Source organism: Edaphobacter paludis, assembly GCF_039993895.1.
Classification (GTDB): domain Bacteria; phylum Acidobacteriota; class Terriglobia; order Terriglobales; family Acidobacteriaceae; genus Edaphobacter; species Edaphobacter paludis.
Map to the genome: position 1 here is coordinate 4,010,175 of NZ_CP121194.1, position 15,914 is coordinate 4,026,088.

Here is a 15,914-nt window from a genome sequence, read left to right on the forward strand (position 1 = left end):
ACACTAACAAGGCCCTCTCGATAGATGTGCCACAACCAGGTTGCCAGCCTTCACATCAGCAAGTGTCGTCCTTCTTAAGTTGTCATCCTTCGCGAAGCGGAGGATCTGCTTTTTTCTCCCGCCCGAAGCCCCAAAAGCACGTCAGCTCGACCGAAGGCGTACAGCTTCATCGCACGCCGCATCGGAAGAAACCCCGGTATTTGCCTTACCCTCTGCAACAAATCTTCACGAAACACTAACGCGCCACTGCACCGAGTAGTGCGAGTTCGACCCGCATCCGACTGCCGAGTCGATACCCAGATAGATAATGCTGAACGGATTGGCCTGCGATGTCAGAATCATCTCGTTCAGGGCCGCTCCTGTGAAGGAAAAGGAATCAAGCGCCACTGGCCCATCGCAATGGTCGGAGGACAGCTGCTTGAACGCTACTTTGATCGGGTTCCACAACGCGTTGATATTGTCTGCGGCACGCAGGTCCGTCGACAGGCTCGTCGGTAGCTGAACACCATTCACCGACACAATCACTGCCTGCGCCGCGTTGAAGGTGGTCAATGCAGGCTGCGTCATTGCGCTCGCGCAGTGATCGAGCACATCCTGCGTCTTTCCCCCACCATGGTTGATGACAAGATAACTGAAGACGAAGGTATCGGCGGTGGTGTACTCCGATGGCACCGAAACGGTCATGTTCACCGCATGGGTGCCGTTGTTGACGTTGCCGATCCGCTTGGTTTGCGGCGCTACTTCTTTCTTATTCTGTGTAATCGCAACGCCGACATAGTCAGTGTCTTCATGAACGGAGCGCGTGTTATCGATCGCAAACGACACGACGGTAAAGTTGATTGGCATGGGGAACTCCTATGCTTCGCGGCTCACGTACGCAGCACACGCAGCGGATGAATTAACCTTCGCTGGCCCTGAATGCTGAACCGATGAATGTCCCGTAAAGAAAGCCCTGTGCTGCGCTCGATCACCCGAGATCGCCCGCTGATCGTTCAACCGGCAAAGCTCGCATGGCCCGCAAGCATAGCACCTGGACCAATCTGTCATCAAGCACCCCAACCCGCTTCATCGCACGCCGCAGGGGAGGGGCCCCTCTATTTCGCATTAAAATCCGCGCATCTCCGCGCCAATCCGTGGTCGCCTATCGACTTTAAAATCGCTGTGACCGGTGCCAATCAGTGGTAGGTTTTTCCCGGCTTCAGTCCCAAAATCGCCCGAAATGTACCAAAAACCGCACAAAACCGGAAAAACCCTAGAAAAACCTGTGGAAACCGAAGAAAACCGGTTGACAAAGCGCGCGGAAAAGCCGAAGGTGAATTGCGGTACAGTTCTTCGGACCCGCATGAACATTGATGAATGCGCATCCCAGCACGGATGTTTTTTCTCATTCAATCTTCACGCGGGCAAGGCGGGCAGACCCAGAATTTCTATTTTGAACGCAAGAAGGAGTAAGACATGGCAAAGGGAATGACAAAGACCGCACTGGTTCGCCACATGGCGGAGAAGCTCGAGATGACCAACAAGCAGGCCGCCGCCGCCCTCGAACTGCTGGCTGAGACCGCAGTGAAAGAGACCAAGAAGAATGGCGAATTCACCATTCCCGGCATCGGCAAGCTGGTAAAGGCAGAGCGCAAGGCCCGCCTCGGCCGCAACCCCCAGACCGGCGAGACCATCAAGATCAAGGCCAAGACCGTGGTCAAGTTCCGCGTGGCCAAGGTTGCCAAAGACACCATCGCACCACCCAAGAAGTAGTCTCAACGCCTCACTCGAAAGCCCGCTGTCTCCTGGCTGTAGCCGGGTTCAGCGGGCTTTTCGCTTTCCGCACGAAAATATAAACAGTCTGGGGAAAAGCCGGTTCTGCTTAAGGGCACGGCTTCAGCCGTGCCGCAAGTCACTTCCCTGAAATGGGGCTTCAGCCCCTGAGGTACGGGTTTTCGTTGCCACCGACTTCTCCACCGTCTGTTGAGCCACTGAGGTAAAGTTTTGAGATCCCTGCTACTCAGTGTCCATCGCGGCTAAACCGTCAGGTTCAGCCGGAGACTTCGGCAGCAGTGCCCGCGCCACCAGCGACACCCCCAGCGAGATGATGACGCCCTGTGTAATCAGGAACGCGTTATAGCGGTAGCCCACGCTCACGAACGCAATCGCAACGCCCCACATGTAGATCTCACCCAGCAGCGCAGTGCCCCACGCGGCCCGCGTGTGCGACGAGGGCACCCGAGGCCTCAGCGCAGGCAGCAGGCGCGGCACGCGGGCACAGTAGGCCAGATAGGGCTCGCCCAGCTGCCCGCTGAGGAACGCCTCTTCACCCAGAATCAGCCGCACCTGAAAAAAGCCAATGGCAACAATGCTGAAGATCGCGCCGCTCGGCGGCATCAGCAGCGCCAGCGCCAGCACATGAAGCATGGTGCCCAGATAAAGCGGGTTGCGCACGCGACGATAGGGTCCCGCAGCCACGACGCTGGCGCCCTGGAAGGTGTGTGCCTTCACGACGCTCGCTCCAAGGTAGGCTGAGCCCCAGGTGCGCAGCGCGGCCGCCCCCACGGCGCACAGGATGCCGACGGCGAGTATCAGGTTGAACGCAGCCGCAATGCCGATCCCACCCGCACCCGGCTTCAGCATGGCCAGCCACGCCGCCAGCGTGCCCCACACGTGCGCATTCGGGCCCGAGGAGTCGATATGCAGCCACCGGTCCCACGGAGCCGTAAAGCCCACCAGGATGATGACAAAGTGAATCAGGAAACGGAAACGGAACTCCAGCGAGTGGGCTTTCATAAGAGGCGCTTTCTTTGGCGGTGTAGCGGGTTCAGGTCCAGGCGTTCACAACCACCTTACTTACCGGCATCGCCGCCGAGAGCCGTCAGAATCGCGTCAAAATCTTCAAGCCCCGAGTACTCGATAATCACCCGGCCCTTGCCCTTCTTGTCTTCGATCTGAACCTTCAGGCCGAGCGTCCGGCGAAGCAGGTCTGCCGCCTCACGAACATTCGGGTCCATCTCCTGCTTGTTCTTCTCTTCCTTCTTCGATTTCACCTCAGGATTGATCAGTCCCTGAACGTAAGTCTCCGTCTGGCGGACAGAAAGCGAAAGCGCAACCACCTTCTGGGCCGCCGAAGCCATAGCCTCTGCCGTATCTAAACCCAACAGGGCACGGGCATGGCCGAAGCTGAGGTCGCCGGATTCCACCTTAAGCTGGACCGACTCCGGTAAACGCAACAAACGAAGGAAGTTAGCTACGCTGGCCCGCTCTTTGCCGGTGCGCGTCGCCATCTGCTCCTGGGTAAGCTGGAACTGCTGGCTCAGTCGCTGATAAGCTCGCGCCTGCTCCATGGGGTTCAGATCGGCGCGCTGCAAATTCTCTACGATGGTGATCTCAAGTGTTTGCTCATCAGACACTTGGCGAACAATCGCGGGAATCGTCGATTTGCCCACGCGACGGCTGGCAAGCCAGCGCCGCTCCCCGGCAATGAGCTGGTAATGCGGTTGACCCGTCGGATTACTGATTGGTCGGACCAAAATAGGCTGAACCACCCCTGTAGCCGCGATCGAGGCAGCCAACTCCGCCAATTTGGAATCATCAAAGCGCGTTCGCGTCTGAAAGGGGTTACGTTCGATCTCGTCGAGCGGAATCTCAAGGGGCTTTCCGTTCGGTTCCACGGCAGTTGCGGCTATGTGGGGAACGACCGCCGGGCGAGACGGCAGCAGAGATTCAAGGCCCTTACCCAGGGCGCGGCGTTTGGGATCGGCGGTAGCGGTTGGCATGGTTTTATTCGTCTTTCTGTACCGTACTTTGTTGGATCGATGTCGTAGTTAGTTTGCCTTTGATTTCGACGACTGCCAGAAGCGGCCCTTCTTCTCCGGCGCCTGGAACGATTTCAGCGAACTCGCAGCAGCCGCAGCCGCGGCCTTCCGGCGCCCCTCTTCAGGACTCTTCACATTGTTGCGACTCAGGATCTCAAGCGCCAGTTCGCGATAAGCCTCAGACCCACGCGATTTGGGATCATAGAGCGAGACCGGCTTGCCATGGCTCGGCGCTTCGGCCAGCCGAATATTGCGCGGTATGCTCGTCTTGAGTAGCTTGTCTGTGAAGAAACCCTTCAGATTCTCGGATACCTGCTGCGAAAGATTGGTGCGGTCGTCGTACATCGTCAACAGGACGCCTTCCAGCTCCAGCGTCGGATTGAACGATTGCGTAACCCGCTCAAGCGTGGACATGAGCTCTGAGATGCCTTCAAGCGCGAAGTACTCCGCCTGCATGGGAACAAGCAGGCCATCGGCTGCCACCAGCGAGTTCAGCGTCAGCAGGTCCAGCGCAGGCGGACAGTCCAGAATGATGAAGGTATAGTTCGCCCGAATCGGTTCAAGCGCATCGCGCAACCGGTACTCGCGCCGGTCCTGCCCGACCAGTTCGATATTGGCACCGATAAGGTTCTTGCTGCCGGGAATGATCGAGAGATTACCGACGTCCGTCGGCACGATGATCTTGTCGATCGAGGTATGGCCCATGAGCAGGTCATAGATGCTGGCCCGTTCTTCATCGCGTCCAAGCCCAAGCCCACCGGTAGTATTGGCCTGGGGATCGCAGTCGATGATCAAGGTCTGCAAGCCTTCGAGCGCAAGGGCCGCAGCCAGGTTGATGGCCGTGGTTGTCTTGCCCACACCACCCTTTTGATTGACGACCGCGAGCACCTTGGAACGGGCAGCGGCAGGCTGCGCGGGGCTGGGCTTCGGCTTATTTGACGGGGGATTTTCGCTCATAAGATCGGTAAAAGAAGGTTATCGGTACCCAGCGATGGAAGCAATGTCACTGTGCTTGTGGAGAAGCCCGCCACGCTGTGGAGAACGTGTGGAAGCCATCTTTTAGGCCATATCCAGTGGACTTCGGGATGAGCGGGTGTGGAAAACTTTTGTTCCACGTGGAACAAAAAGAAGAGAAAAACACCACTCGAGAATTAAGCAATCACGATGCAAAGCTCGAATGTTCCACGTGGAACATTCAGTGCCTGCTGGCTGTCAACAGAATGCGATCCCGAGACTCGGGAATCGATATTCGAGACTGATCGGGGAAGTCAGAAAGAACAGGCGCGTTGGCCTCGCTGGTGAGCACCACGACCTGACGAATAGCCCTGGACGCGGCAGCGGTTACGGCTGCCGCCATATCGTCGACCGCACGAAGCGTCACCGTATCGAACTGACGCGTGGACGGCAGCAACTCGGCCCGGTTCGCCCAGACCTCTGTGCTCAGGCCCAGCGTACGGATGACTTCGCGCAAGAAACTCGCCTTCTTATTCTGCGACTCGGCCAGGGTTGCCTGAATCTCCGGGCAAAGGATCGCTATGGGGAGACCGGGAAAGCCTGCGCCTGAGCCAAGATCCAGCAGGGTTGGAATTTTTGGGTCAAGATGCCGCGCAGCGAAGAGGCTTTCCCCGAAGTGGCGGCGAACGATCTCTTCAGGATCGCGAATTGCAGTCAGATTGGTTCGCGCATTCCACTTCAGCAGAAGATCGAGATAAGTAGAAAGCTGCGGAAGAATTGAAGCAGGAACAATGAGATACGGCTGAAGCAGGTCAGCAATGGAGGATTCGGAGAGCGTAGCCATCGAAGGTTCAGTATCTCAGATCAGCCCCTGAATATCAGTGACAGGAACCACTGGAGTGGCACGAATAAAACAGGAGATATGCCTCCCTGTTTTATTCGTGTCCTCCGCGCAGATGAGTATTGTTCCACGTGGAACAATCCTAACGGTCGATGGCCTTCAGGGCCCCGGCGTTATACCGGTCTCCGACGATCTCTGCCTGTGGGATGGCCGCTTCGAGTTCTGCCACCTCGGCGGCAGTCAAATGGATATCTACCGCAGCGGCATTCTCTTCCAGATACTTGCGGCGCTTGGTGCCCGGTATTGGGATCACGTCCTCGCCCTTGGCCAGTACCCAGGCTAACGCCAGCTGTCCGGGCTTTACACCTCGGCGTTCGGCAATAGCACGCACGCGGTCCACGAGAAGGAGGTTCTTGTCGAGCGAACCGGGCGCGAAGCGAGGCATACGCAGGGTGCGGGCGTCCTGGTCGCCAAGATCGGACGGCTTGGTGATGGTTCCGGTAAGGAAGCCGCGGCCCAACGGGCTATAGGGCACGAAACCGATGCCAAGTTCGCGGACAGTGGGCAGGATTTCAGCTTCAACATGGCGCTCCCAGAGCGAGTACTCGGTCTGGAGAGCGGTGATGGGATGAACCTTATGCGCCCGGCGAATGGTCGCGGGAGATGCCTCAGACAGCCCTAAGTACCTTACTTTGCCTAACTTTACCAGTTCCGCCATCGCTCCTACTGTATCTTCGATGGGAGTGTTGGGATCGACGCGGTGCTGATAGTAGAGGTCGATGTGGTCGATCCCCAGGCGCTTGAGCGAAGCGTCACAGGCCGCGTGGACATACTCCGGTTTGCCGGAGAGGCCGGAAAAAGAGGGATCTTCCTTCTTGCGGATGTTGGCAAACTTGGTCGCGAGAAAGACCTCATCGCGGCGGTTCTTGATGGTCTTTCCGATAAGCTCTTCGTTGTCGCCGATGCCGTACATGTCGGCGGTATCGAGGAAGTTGATACCGAGATCGAGCGCACGCAGGATGGTCGCGGAGGACTCCTCGTCGTTGCGCTGGCCATAGAAGTCGCTCATTCCCATGCAACCGAGTCCCATACGGGAGACGACTGCGCCTTGTGAACCTAACTTTACCTTTTCCATGAAGAGTTAGACGTTAGATAAGCGGGGAACGACGAAGACGAAATACAGGGTCTCTCCACTCCGCAGCTCCGGTCGAGATGACGTGAGTTTAGGAGGATGTGAATGTTCCACGTGGAACATTCGCCGTGGAACGCGGCTTTGATCCGTTCTTATCCGCGCAATCCGTGGTCAACTCGGGTCTTCAATTGTTCCACGTGGAACATTAATGAGGTTTCGGAATAGAGGCGTGGATCGCCCGGGGGGTCCAGGCGGTGGCTTCGGCGATGAAGCGGTGGAAGAGAGCGCGGGACGCAGCGCTGGTGTCGTAACTGCGTTCAGGATGCCACTGCACGCCCAGGACGAAGTGAATGGCGTCCGTACTGGGCCCGGCAGTGGCTTGGCCGCCTTCTACGGCTTCGATCACTGCGTCCTGCGGGCAGCGGGCGGAGATACGGAGACCGTCGCCCGGAATGCCGATGGCCTGATGGTGGCTTGAATTGACGGGGAGACGAAGGAAGCCCTCCTGCTCGGGCGCCTCTTCGGCAGGAATGATGGCGGCAAGCAGGGAATCGGGAGCGATGGCGGCAGTGTGGGCGACGGCTACGCTGCGTCCCGCAGGATGGTTCACGGGCATCGGGGCGAGGTGTTGGACGAGGGTTCCTCCGCGCCAGACGTTGAGCGATTGGGTGCCAAAACAGATGGCGAAGATGGGCTTGTAGAGATTGTGCGCATCCTGAATGAGCAGTTCATCTACATTTTCGCGGGCAGCGTCGGAGGGCTTGCACTCGGCGACAGGCTCGTGGCCGTACTTGTGCGGATTGAGGTCGGCGGGACTCCCGGGAAGGAGGACGGCCTGACAGGTATTGATAAGGTCGGCGGTCTGCCTGGGGGAGATATCGAGAGGAATTTCGACGGGGTGGCCACCCGATTTTTCGATGGCAGTGGCATAGACGGGCCACGCGATCCGGTTGTATTCGGCGTCTGTACTGGTGGGGAGCGGTATGGCGATGCGGGGCTTCATGACTTATCTGAATGATACGGCGGTGGACCTGGATTTGCACCGCCAGTGCGAAAGCGCGAAGAAATACACGAATAATTCCACTACGATGCAATCGCACTCCAAATAGTAAGCTCGCTGGGGCTCCGTAGCTCCGGTTCTAGAAGGTGCAGCTTGTGGGGCCACCTCTATCTGTGGTGTTGCATATACGTGGTGGTAATGACTTCGCGGAGGCGCTGGGTAAGAGCGTCTGCGTCGCGGGTGGTGAGCCCGGCAGTAGGGATGGGGTCACCTACGATGATAGCCAGCGGGCGGGGACGAAGGTGATAGGTGTGAATGGGAAGGAGCTCGTAGGTGCCCACCAAGGTAAGCGGAATCAGTGGAAGCTGCGCCTTGATGGCCATGTAGGCAGCACCCGAGACAAAGGGCTGGGTTTGCCCGCTGGCGGCGCGGCCTCCTTCGGGAAAGAGGACCAGGGGAAGACCGGCCTTAAGGGTGGCTACACCGCGGTTTAGGCTGGCGATGGCGCTGCGCACTCCGGATTGATCGACCGGCACCTGACCGGAGCGGTGGAGATACCAGCCGATGAACGGGACCTTCCAGAGAGCTTGCTTGGCCAGGATCCGGAACTGGAAGGGAAGCTTTGCGAAGAGGACCGGGGTGTCGAAGTAGCTGAGGTGATTGGAGGCGTAGACGGCGGTCTCGTGCTCGTGAAGTTTTTCGGCGCCGATAAGGGTGACGGGGGAGAGGCTGATGAGCAGGAGGACGCGGGCCCAGACGTGGGCGATGGCATGCTGCTGGCGGCCGGACTTGTCCCACAGGCCAGCGATGAGTGAGACGCAGCCGAAGGCGATGGTGGCCAGGGCTACTAAAGGCAACAGCAGGAGGTAGGTCAGCCAGGGGAAGATTCGTGAGGACGGGCGCTGATCTTCGCGGGTGGGCGCGGATTGGACTTCTTCGGGCGTGGGAGCAGACTCAGGCGAAATACAGGGGTCTCTCCACTCCGCTTCGCTCCCGTTTTCGCCGATGCCGTCATTTTCTTCGCTTCGGTCGAGATGACGAGAATCCTGACTGCTTCGGGTGTCTTCTGCGCTTGGGCTGTTTATGCTGTTGCGCGGATCTTCAGTCGTCATGCGGGGTTGGCCTCGGGGTGGAGGGCGAGGTGACGGATTTCGCCTACGAGGTAGACGGAGCCGGTGGCGATGATGAGGCCGTTGGCCGGTGTGACGGCCCGGGCCTGGGCGAGAGCAGCGGCCATGTGCGGGGCGGCGTGGGCGGGGATATCGAGGGCGTGGGCAGCAGCGAGGAGATCTTCGACGCTGGAGGCGCGGGGATTGTCGATGGGGGCGAGCAGGATGTGATCGTGAATGCGCTCGGGTTCGCCGCTGGTGGAATCGAAGAGAGGGAAGAGAATCTGGGTCATCTCTTTGAGGGATTTGTCGCGGAGGCAGCTGAAGATGAGAGTGCGCGGCTGGTTCGAAGGGAGTTGTGCGATGGCAGCGCGGAGAGACCAGGCTCCGGCGGGGTTGTGGGCCACGTCGAGCAGGATGGGTGGGGTTCCGCCGAGAAGTTCGAGGCGGCCGGGCCAGCGGGTGTTGCGAATTCCTGCTTCAATCGCGGCGTTGGTGATGTTGTAACCATTTTGGTTACTTGTAGTGGGTGATTTGTAACTTACTTGGTTGCGTAATGCGATTGCGGCGGCGATTGCCAAAGCGATGTTGCGTTGCTGGTGTTGGCCGTGGAGGGGAGAGTTGATCTCGAGAGGTTGGTTGTCGAGGGTCAGGGTGTAGTGGTTGTGGGGGAGTGGTTCGCTGGCGCTTTCACCCACCTCAGCGACGGTAGAACTGTCGCTAAGATGAGACACCCGGTTTTGTGGCGTCGGGGGGATATAAGGGGCCGCGCTGATGGCGGTAAGGTTGAGGGTGGCGGCGGCTTCGCCTATGGCCTGGTTGGCCTCGGGATGCTGGGGCAGGGTGATGAGAATGCCGTTGGGTCGGAGGATGCCGGCCTTTTCGCGTGTGATCTCGGCGATGGTGTTGCCGAGGTAGTCCTGATGGTCGAGGGCGATGTCGGTGATGATGGAGAGGAGAGGGTCGACGATGTTGGTAGCGTCGAGGCGGCCTCCGAGACCTACTTCGAGGACGGCGATGTCGATCTTCTGCTCCGCGTAATAAACGAAGGCGAGGGCGGTGAGGACTTCGAAGAAGCTGGGGTGGTGTGGCAGGGTGCCTGCGGCGACGAGGCGGTTGGCGGCGTCATCGACCTGGAAGTAGAGGCGGGCGAAGTCTTCGTCGGGGATCTCGGTGCCGTCGATCTGGATGCGCTCGTTGACGCGAATGAGGTGCGGCGAGGTGTAGAGGGCGGTGCGGTAGCCGGCGGTGGTAAGAATGCTGCTGAGCGTGGCAGCGGTGGAGCCTTTGCCGTTGGTTCCGGCGATGAGGACGGAAGGAAAGCTCTTCTGCGGATCGCCGAGGGCGGCCATGAGGGCTCGCATGTGGGCGAGATCAAACTTGCGGCGCGGAGTTGGGGTCGCGGTGGGCGACAGCGTAGGCGCAAGTTCATGGCCGAGGGCGTACAGGTGATCGACCGCAGAGATGTAAGACATGCGGGTATTTTAGGCGATGACGAGGACGCCCAACACCTCTTTATATTCATCGCAACAGATTTACCTTCCCTAGGCAGCTAAAAGCAGAGGCCAATGAAGCACTTCTGGCAAGGGTCAACAGACTACGGAAAAAATCGCTGTGCAATGAAAGGCCGTACCTCAGGGGCTAAAGCTCCATTGCCAGGAAGGACTTGCGGCACGGCTGAAGCCGTGCCCTTAAGCAAAGCCAGCTATTTCCGCCCTTAAACAAAACTGGAGTGTTTAGCGCCCGTGAAGGACTTGCGAAGCGCTACCTGGCTGCCGCCTCAATCTCCGCCCATTCTGCATCGCTCAGCTTTACGTTGGCGGCGGCAACATTCTCTTCCAGATGCTGGACCGAAGACGTCCCCGGAATCGGCAGCATCACCGGCGAGCGGTGCAGTAGCCAGGCCAGCGACAACTGCGATACGGTTGCTCCATTCTTCTTCGCCGCGGCGTCGAGCTTGCCGCCCGGCTGCGCCAGCTTACCCGCGGCCACGGGGAACCATGGAATGAACGCGAGGCCATGCTTCTCGCAATATTCCAGAACATCCTCGTGTTTGCGGTCACCGATGTTGTATTGGTTCTGCACGCTGACGATTTTGACGACCTTCTGCGCCTGCTCAATCTCGTGCGGCTTCACCTCGCTGAGGCCAACGTGCCGGATCTTGCCTTCCTTCTGGAGCTTCGCAATCTCACCCAGCGAATCCTCTACCGGGGTCTGCGGATCGATGCGGTGCAGTTGCCAGAGATCGATTCTCTCGACCTTCAGATGGCGCAGGCTTAACTCTACTTCCTGCCGCAGATAGGCGGGCCGTCCCACGGGCTCCCACTTGTTGGGGCCAGTCCTTACCAAGCCTCCCTTGGTGGCGATGACGACACCTTTTGCATACGGAGCCAGCGCTTCGCCGATGAGCCGCTCGCTGACGCCAGGTCCATAGGCATCGGCGGTGTCGATGAAGTTGACGCCAAGCTCGACGGCGCGGCGCAGCACCTTTTTGGCGCCCTCGACGTCTTTGGGCTCGCCCCAGATACCCTCGCCGGTTATCCGCATCGCGCCATAACCCAGACGGTTGACGGTCAAATCGCCGCCAATCGCAAACGTCCCGCTCGCCGCTGCATTTACAGTTGTCATGCGAATTTGGATGCGCGGCAATCCAGAATGGTGCATCGCAGCGCAAACGACCTTTCGAAGCGCCATACAGATGCGCAAAGTTATTGCACGGATTCTGCTTTGGGCCTGCCTAGCCGCATATTGAACCCGATGATGCCGCCCCAGACATTGATCCCATTGTCGAGGTACTTCGGCTCGGACATATAGAGGTTCGAAACATGCATGTAGGTGGGGCCGAACGCCATGCTGTAGCGGGGGCTGAAGTTGTACCGGACGCCGCTGCCGAGCATGAGAGTAAAGGTGAAGTCCTGTCCCTGCGCCCACTGCACACCATGGGGTTCCTTCGCGTTGATGAACCCTGCGCCCATTCGGTACTCAAAGTAGGGGGCCGTCCTCCGGTTACGGTAGACAAAATTGCGCCGCACTCCCAGATCGAAGGCTTCATAATGCGTCTCCGGGCCCCTTGGAATCGCGGTGATCGACAGGGAGGCCGTCAGGTCGGTATTGCCGCGCAGAATCCCCGGGCCTCGAATGGAGCCCATGTGCCATCGCAGCGAAGGAAAGATGGGCACCAGAGTGTAGTGCAGGGGCTTTTGCGTGTAATTGTCGCCCTCAAAAACGTCGAAGACAAAAGGAATGTTGATGGGAAGCACTCCCGTTTCGAACGAGAGCTCGAGCTTGTTTCTGTAGTAGATGTTGGTGTTGAAATCGGCCGGTTGCGCCGGTTGATAAACCCGTGTAACTGCACTGGAGGGCAGGACCATCGAATTCTGGCCCATTGAGAGAGCGGGTTGCATCAGGCATGCCAGGAACAGAATCGATAACTTCACGTCTCGTCCTTACAAAGAAAGATACCTGCGGAGAAGAACCCCTCGTCCCGGCAAACCCAGGAGTTCCAAGTAAGATGCGGTTTCTCTTCGATCTGGCTGAGAAGAGTTTCCGTGGGTCCCGACGGCGGCGAACCCTGTGAAAAACGCGTCCCATCAGGTATACTCAGAGATTGTTGCAACAGCCTAAAAGTTTGAGCAGGAATCGATCCTGCCGCAGGAGTTTTTTGTCATGCCGAAGCGTACCTTTCAACCCAACCGCCGCCACCGCGCGAAGACCCACGGCTTTCTCACCCGCATGAAGACCAAGGCAGGTGCAGCCGTTCTCAGCCGCCGCCGCGCCAAGGGCCGCCACAAGATCGCCGTCAGCGCCGGTTTCCGCGACTAGTCTTCGTACCTGTTTCTGCGTTTCGACCCACTGCGCGTCCTCTTGACGGGAGACGCGCAGTTTTGTCGTGCTTAAAATTCCTGCGGTTTTTGGGCAACCCCACGCGCATCGGGGCATCCAAACTGTGCATATCGGCTCCGCGTACGCGTAAGAAGAGCGCCTGCCGGTAGTCAGGAGATGCACACCATGGATAAGCAGCAAAATCAACCGCGCCAAGATATGCCGGCCAAGGGTGGTCAGCAGTCTCAGAGCGGACAGCAGACAAAAGGCGGTCAATCCGGACAGCAGGGCACGCGCATGCCACCCCCATCCAAGGGCGGGCAGTCCGGCAATAAATAGAAATCATCTCCCCCTAGCGCGAAGCCCGCCCACTGCGGCGGGCTTTGCTGTGTCTGGAGCGGCGTCCACCGTCTAGAATCAAGGAGTGCAGCCCCATTCTCTACCCGCGAGCGGACCGATTCAAGCGAAAGCCGCCACCACCTTTCGGCTGCGGAAACACGCCGACTACCAGCGCGTTTATAAAGCCAGCCGCAAGCAGTTCAGTAAGCAGATGAGCTACTTCTTCAGTCTCCGGCCGCCGCTCGGACCGGACGGCAGGCCCTTGCGCAACGCTGAGGCCGATACTCCTCGCGTGGGCCTCACTGTGGGTAAGGTGATGGGCAAGGCGGTCGATCGCAACCGCATCAAGCGCCGCATGCGGGAGGCCGTTCGCAAGAATCTGGCTGCTCTCAACGCTCCGGTCGACGTGATCCTGCACCCGCGGCGCAGCGTCATCGACCTCGAATTCGCTGCTCTTGACCGCGAGGTAGCCAACGTCTTCCGCGCCATCCAAAAGGCGATCCAAAAACAGGGTGAAGGCTCAACGCCGATCCCCGCCGATCAAAAGCTATAAGCACTCCGTCTCGCCCGAAGGCGACTCTTTCACCTGCGTGACTTCCCATAAGCCGACTTATCGTGACCAATCCGATGTCAGTGAGTGCATTGGCGATTTTGCGCTCATCGAGATCACAACTGACGAGAAGGGCGTTTCACAGGACTAATGTTCTGAGTTTGGCCAAATTTCCTTGCTCGATAAGTGCATCGCCCTGTTAGCAATATTTGAACGGTCGGCCACTTGTCGGGAAAGCCGACTATTCGGCCAGGTGGGCAGGGGAAACAGTGTCGTCAAAGGGCATAATGGGCGATTGGAAGTAGCCCTTGCCCTCTTAAAGCACAGCGAGAGAGATACCTCATCCACTGGAAGTTGGATCCAGCGAATGGCACATGAGATATTCCGTCCGATCCAAATATCGCGATACCCGAGTGCATCTGGATAGTAGTTGAGGTGGGCGCGGAGGCTGACAACCAGTAACGGCTACTTTGAACTCAAATAGTGGTCGATATAGTTTGTGATGCGTTCCACATGATTATGACGAAAGGTACCACAACGATCTTCGTAGAGAAGAAGATCGAAGGCGTGATGCGGACAACCTCCCATGCAGACAGGAAGAGCGATGCACTTTCGGCACTCTTGGTTCCGAAATGGCGAGTAATCGAGCCATTTACGAACATTACTATTGAGGTCCCAATGGTCTTTAATGTTTCCGATAACTTCACTGGAAGTACCAACCGACTCATAACATTTATAAAGCTCGCCTTCGCTCCCAATGACCAAGTCGATGCTTCTAACCGCGGTACATGGTGCGCCTCTCGGCGTCGGCAACGAGAGCTTGGAAAATCCATATTTCGCGGCGATTCCCGAGAATCTCAGCTCTTCAACCGAAAATTCCTTGCGACTCAGGCAGCGAGGACTGTATGAAGCAGAAGGAGCGGCTGCATTATCAGTTATTCCGGTGAGGTGACCGACGTATACGCCGATCTTCCCAGAGAGCCCTTCCTCACGAAGAATTCGCAGCAGATCTTCCGCCATCGCAATGTTCGCGCGATCCACGTTGATACGAATCGTTACTTCAAACTTTCCGATGGTTCGGTGCAGGTTCTCCACAATCCTTCGGAATGTCGAGCCACCATTCCTGAGAGGTCGCATTCTGTCATGAATCTCGGGAGGCCCATCTAAGGACACTTGTGCATGTTTGACTTTAACTCGCTGAAGTTCAGTGCAGGTGTGCTCATCAAGCAGGTAGCCGTTTGTGACGATGCTCGCGGCGTATTCTACATTCGCCTTCTCACAAAGCGCTATCAGACGATCCGACAAATCGAACAAGGCAACCCGGCCAACCAACGGCTCACCACCGAACCAATCCACACTTAAAGAGCGAATAGAACTCAACTTGCTTTGGACGAGGTCTACGACCGCACTCCTGACCTCCATGCTCATGATCGAAGGGTGTTTCGCTTCAAAGCAGTAAGGACAATCAAAATTACAGCCGAGGCTAGTGAGTATGGTCAAACTCATATTCTGAGTGTCAGAGCGACTCCGCGCATAGAGGCTCTCGAGCGCCGAGAGTTCGTCGACGCCATCTGGTAACACCATACTGCCTGCGGCTAGATCGGACAATGCCTCGTCCGAGAGTCCGTGATTAGGATCCCCTGCAAGATATTTCTCTAAGCCCTCCCGATCGTTCGAACCGATGCAGAGCAGGGCTCCGCTCAAACCGTTGTAAACGTAATATGACCCACGCCTCTCAACCCATATATTGTATTTTGATTCAGTCAAAATACCCTCCGAACATAGGCAGCGCTATTTAGCAGTGAGTTTTGAGCATGTTACAACTGAGCATCTCAATAGTTGAGGTTCACAACTCGAGATCTTGACGGGATGACAACCCACAGGCCCAATGATATTGCACGATATAGGTTTCAACTCTCCAGTGATGTTGCCTAGGCCGAGTTGGCTTGTCTCCTCGTCGGTTAACTCACGGGTCTCGGCTCTCAAGTTAGTGCACGATGAGGTGTCGGGATATTCGATCCCTTCCAGGGTAATCGCCGTTTTGTTATGGGGCATGATTAACCATACGTTCCGATCGTCAGCCATAAGCTCCCTTTCTATATTTAGGCGAAATTTAGGCGAAAATAACCCGTTTAAGGTGCAACTAGACGAGAGCAACTGCTAACGGAACTGCAGGTTAAACCACTACAATTCGACACGCCAGTGCAACTGATAAGAGAAAAACAGCTACGAGATAACAGGTTGTCGCAATTTATCGACACCGCACCACACTTGCCGACTTGCTCGCATTTGAAGTCAGGCACTTTGTCGACCCGTGTAATCTCGCTACTCTCGATTTCAGCGGCGCCCGTAAGCATTACATAATGC

16 protein-coding genes are annotated in these 15,914 nt (G+C 57.5%); 4 read left to right on the top strand and 12 right to left on the bottom strand.

All coding sequences use genetic code 11. The annotated features are described in order from the left end of the window. Positions 1 to 225: 225 nt before the first annotated feature. Positions 226 to 846 carry a hypothetical protein gene (locus P4G45_RS16765; protein ID WP_348267617.1) on the bottom strand — a complete coding sequence of 207 codons (621 nt, stop codon included), beginning with the start codon at positions 844 to 846 and terminating at the stop codon, positions 226 to 228. A gap of 609 nt (positions 847 to 1,455) precedes the next feature. Between P4G45_RS16765 and P4G45_RS16770 the strand changes: the two genes are divergently transcribed. Continuing rightward, positions 1,456 to 1,752, top strand: a complete 297-nt coding sequence (locus P4G45_RS16770; protein WP_348267618.1) for an HU family DNA-binding protein — start codon at positions 1,456 to 1,458, stop codon at positions 1,750 to 1,752. A gap of 243 nt (positions 1,753 to 1,995) precedes the next feature. Here the strand turns inward: P4G45_RS16770 and P4G45_RS16775 are convergent, their stop codons facing one another. From P4G45_RS16775 to P4G45_RS16820, 10 genes are all read right to left on the bottom strand, one after another. After that, a complete protein-coding gene (locus P4G45_RS16775) occupies positions 1,996 to 2,775 on the bottom strand; it encodes an isoprenylcysteine carboxylmethyltransferase family protein (protein WP_348267619.1) in 780 nt (259 codons plus the stop codon). Positions 2,776 to 2,831: 56 nt separating this feature from the next. Then, the gene (locus P4G45_RS16780; RefSeq protein WP_348267620.1) at positions 2,832 to 3,761 is read right to left on the bottom strand and encodes a ParB/RepB/Spo0J family partition protein; all 930 of its coding nucleotides are present in this window, start codon (positions 3,759 to 3,761) and stop codon (positions 2,832 to 2,834) included. A gap of 48 nt (positions 3,762 to 3,809) precedes the next feature. Next, positions 3,810 to 4,757: a ParA family protein gene (locus P4G45_RS16785; RefSeq protein WP_348267621.1), complete on the bottom strand. Its 948-nt coding sequence runs from the start codon at positions 4,755 to 4,757 to the stop codon at positions 3,810 to 3,812. 238 nt (positions 4,758 to 4,995) lie between these two features. Further along, complete coding sequence (rsmG, locus tag P4G45_RS16790) at positions 4,996 to 5,598, bottom strand: 16S rRNA (guanine(527)-N(7))-methyltransferase RsmG (RefSeq protein ID WP_348267622.1); 603 nt, start codon at positions 5,596 to 5,598, stop codon at positions 4,996 to 4,998. A 139-nt stretch (positions 5,599 to 5,737) separates the two neighbouring features. Further along, positions 5,738 to 6,730 carry an aldo/keto reductase gene (locus P4G45_RS16795; RefSeq protein ID WP_348267623.1) on the bottom strand — a complete coding sequence of 331 codons (993 nt, stop codon included), beginning with the start codon at positions 6,728 to 6,730 and terminating at the stop codon, positions 5,738 to 5,740. A gap of 202 nt (positions 6,731 to 6,932) precedes the next feature. Next, entirely contained in the window at positions 6,933 to 7,730 is a 798-nt protein-coding gene (locus P4G45_RS16800; RefSeq protein ID WP_348267624.1) for a gamma-glutamyl-gamma-aminobutyrate hydrolase family protein, read from the bottom strand. A gap of 164 nt (positions 7,731 to 7,894) precedes the next feature. Then, entirely contained in the window at positions 7,895 to 8,839 is a 945-nt protein-coding gene (locus tag P4G45_RS16805; RefSeq protein WP_348267625.1) for a lysophospholipid acyltransferase family protein, read from the bottom strand. Next, complete coding sequence (locus tag P4G45_RS16810) at positions 8,836 to 10,311, bottom strand: folylpolyglutamate synthase/dihydrofolate synthase family protein (RefSeq protein WP_348267626.1); 1,476 nt, start codon at positions 10,309 to 10,311, stop codon at positions 8,836 to 8,838. The genes P4G45_RS16805 and P4G45_RS16810 overlap by 4 nt, the downstream gene beginning before the upstream one ends. 289 nt (positions 10,312 to 10,600) lie before the next feature. Further along, positions 10,601 to 11,464 (bottom strand): aldo/keto reductase, encoded by an 864-nt coding sequence (locus P4G45_RS16815; protein ID WP_348267627.1) that lies wholly within the window; start codon positions 11,462 to 11,464, stop codon positions 10,601 to 10,603. An 80-nt stretch (positions 11,465 to 11,544) separates the two neighbouring features. Continuing rightward, on the bottom strand, positions 11,545 to 12,273 hold the full coding sequence (locus P4G45_RS16820; protein ID WP_348267628.1) for an acyloxyacyl hydrolase: 729 nt from the start codon (positions 12,271 to 12,273) through the stop codon (positions 11,545 to 11,547). 229 nt (positions 12,274 to 12,502) lie between these two features. Between P4G45_RS16820 and rpmH the strand changes: the two genes are divergently transcribed. The 3 genes from rpmH (at position 12,503) to rnpA (ending at position 13,550) form a co-directional block, all read left to right on the top strand. Then, positions 12,503 to 12,658, top strand: a complete 156-nt coding sequence (gene rpmH / locus P4G45_RS16825) for a 50S ribosomal protein L34 (protein ID WP_089836647.1) — start codon at positions 12,503 to 12,505, stop codon at positions 12,656 to 12,658. 186 nt (positions 12,659 to 12,844) lie between these two features. Beyond that, the gene (locus P4G45_RS16830; protein WP_348267629.1) at positions 12,845 to 12,997 is read left to right on the top strand and encodes a hypothetical protein; all 153 of its coding nucleotides are present in this window, start codon (positions 12,845 to 12,847) and stop codon (positions 12,995 to 12,997) included. Positions 12,998 to 13,082: 85 nt separating this feature from the next. Next, positions 13,083 to 13,550 carry a ribonuclease P protein component gene (gene rnpA / locus P4G45_RS16835; RefSeq protein ID WP_348267630.1) on the top strand — a complete coding sequence of 156 codons (468 nt, stop codon included), beginning with the start codon at positions 13,083 to 13,085 and terminating at the stop codon, positions 13,548 to 13,550. Between the two features lie 462 nt (positions 13,551 to 14,012). Here rnpA and P4G45_RS16840 read toward each other — a convergent pair whose 3' ends face one another. Then, complete coding sequence (locus tag P4G45_RS16840; protein ID WP_348267631.1) at positions 14,013 to 15,314, bottom strand: radical SAM/SPASM domain-containing protein; 1,302 nt, start codon at positions 15,312 to 15,314, stop codon at positions 14,013 to 14,015. Positions 15,315 to 15,914 lie beyond the last annotated feature (600 nt).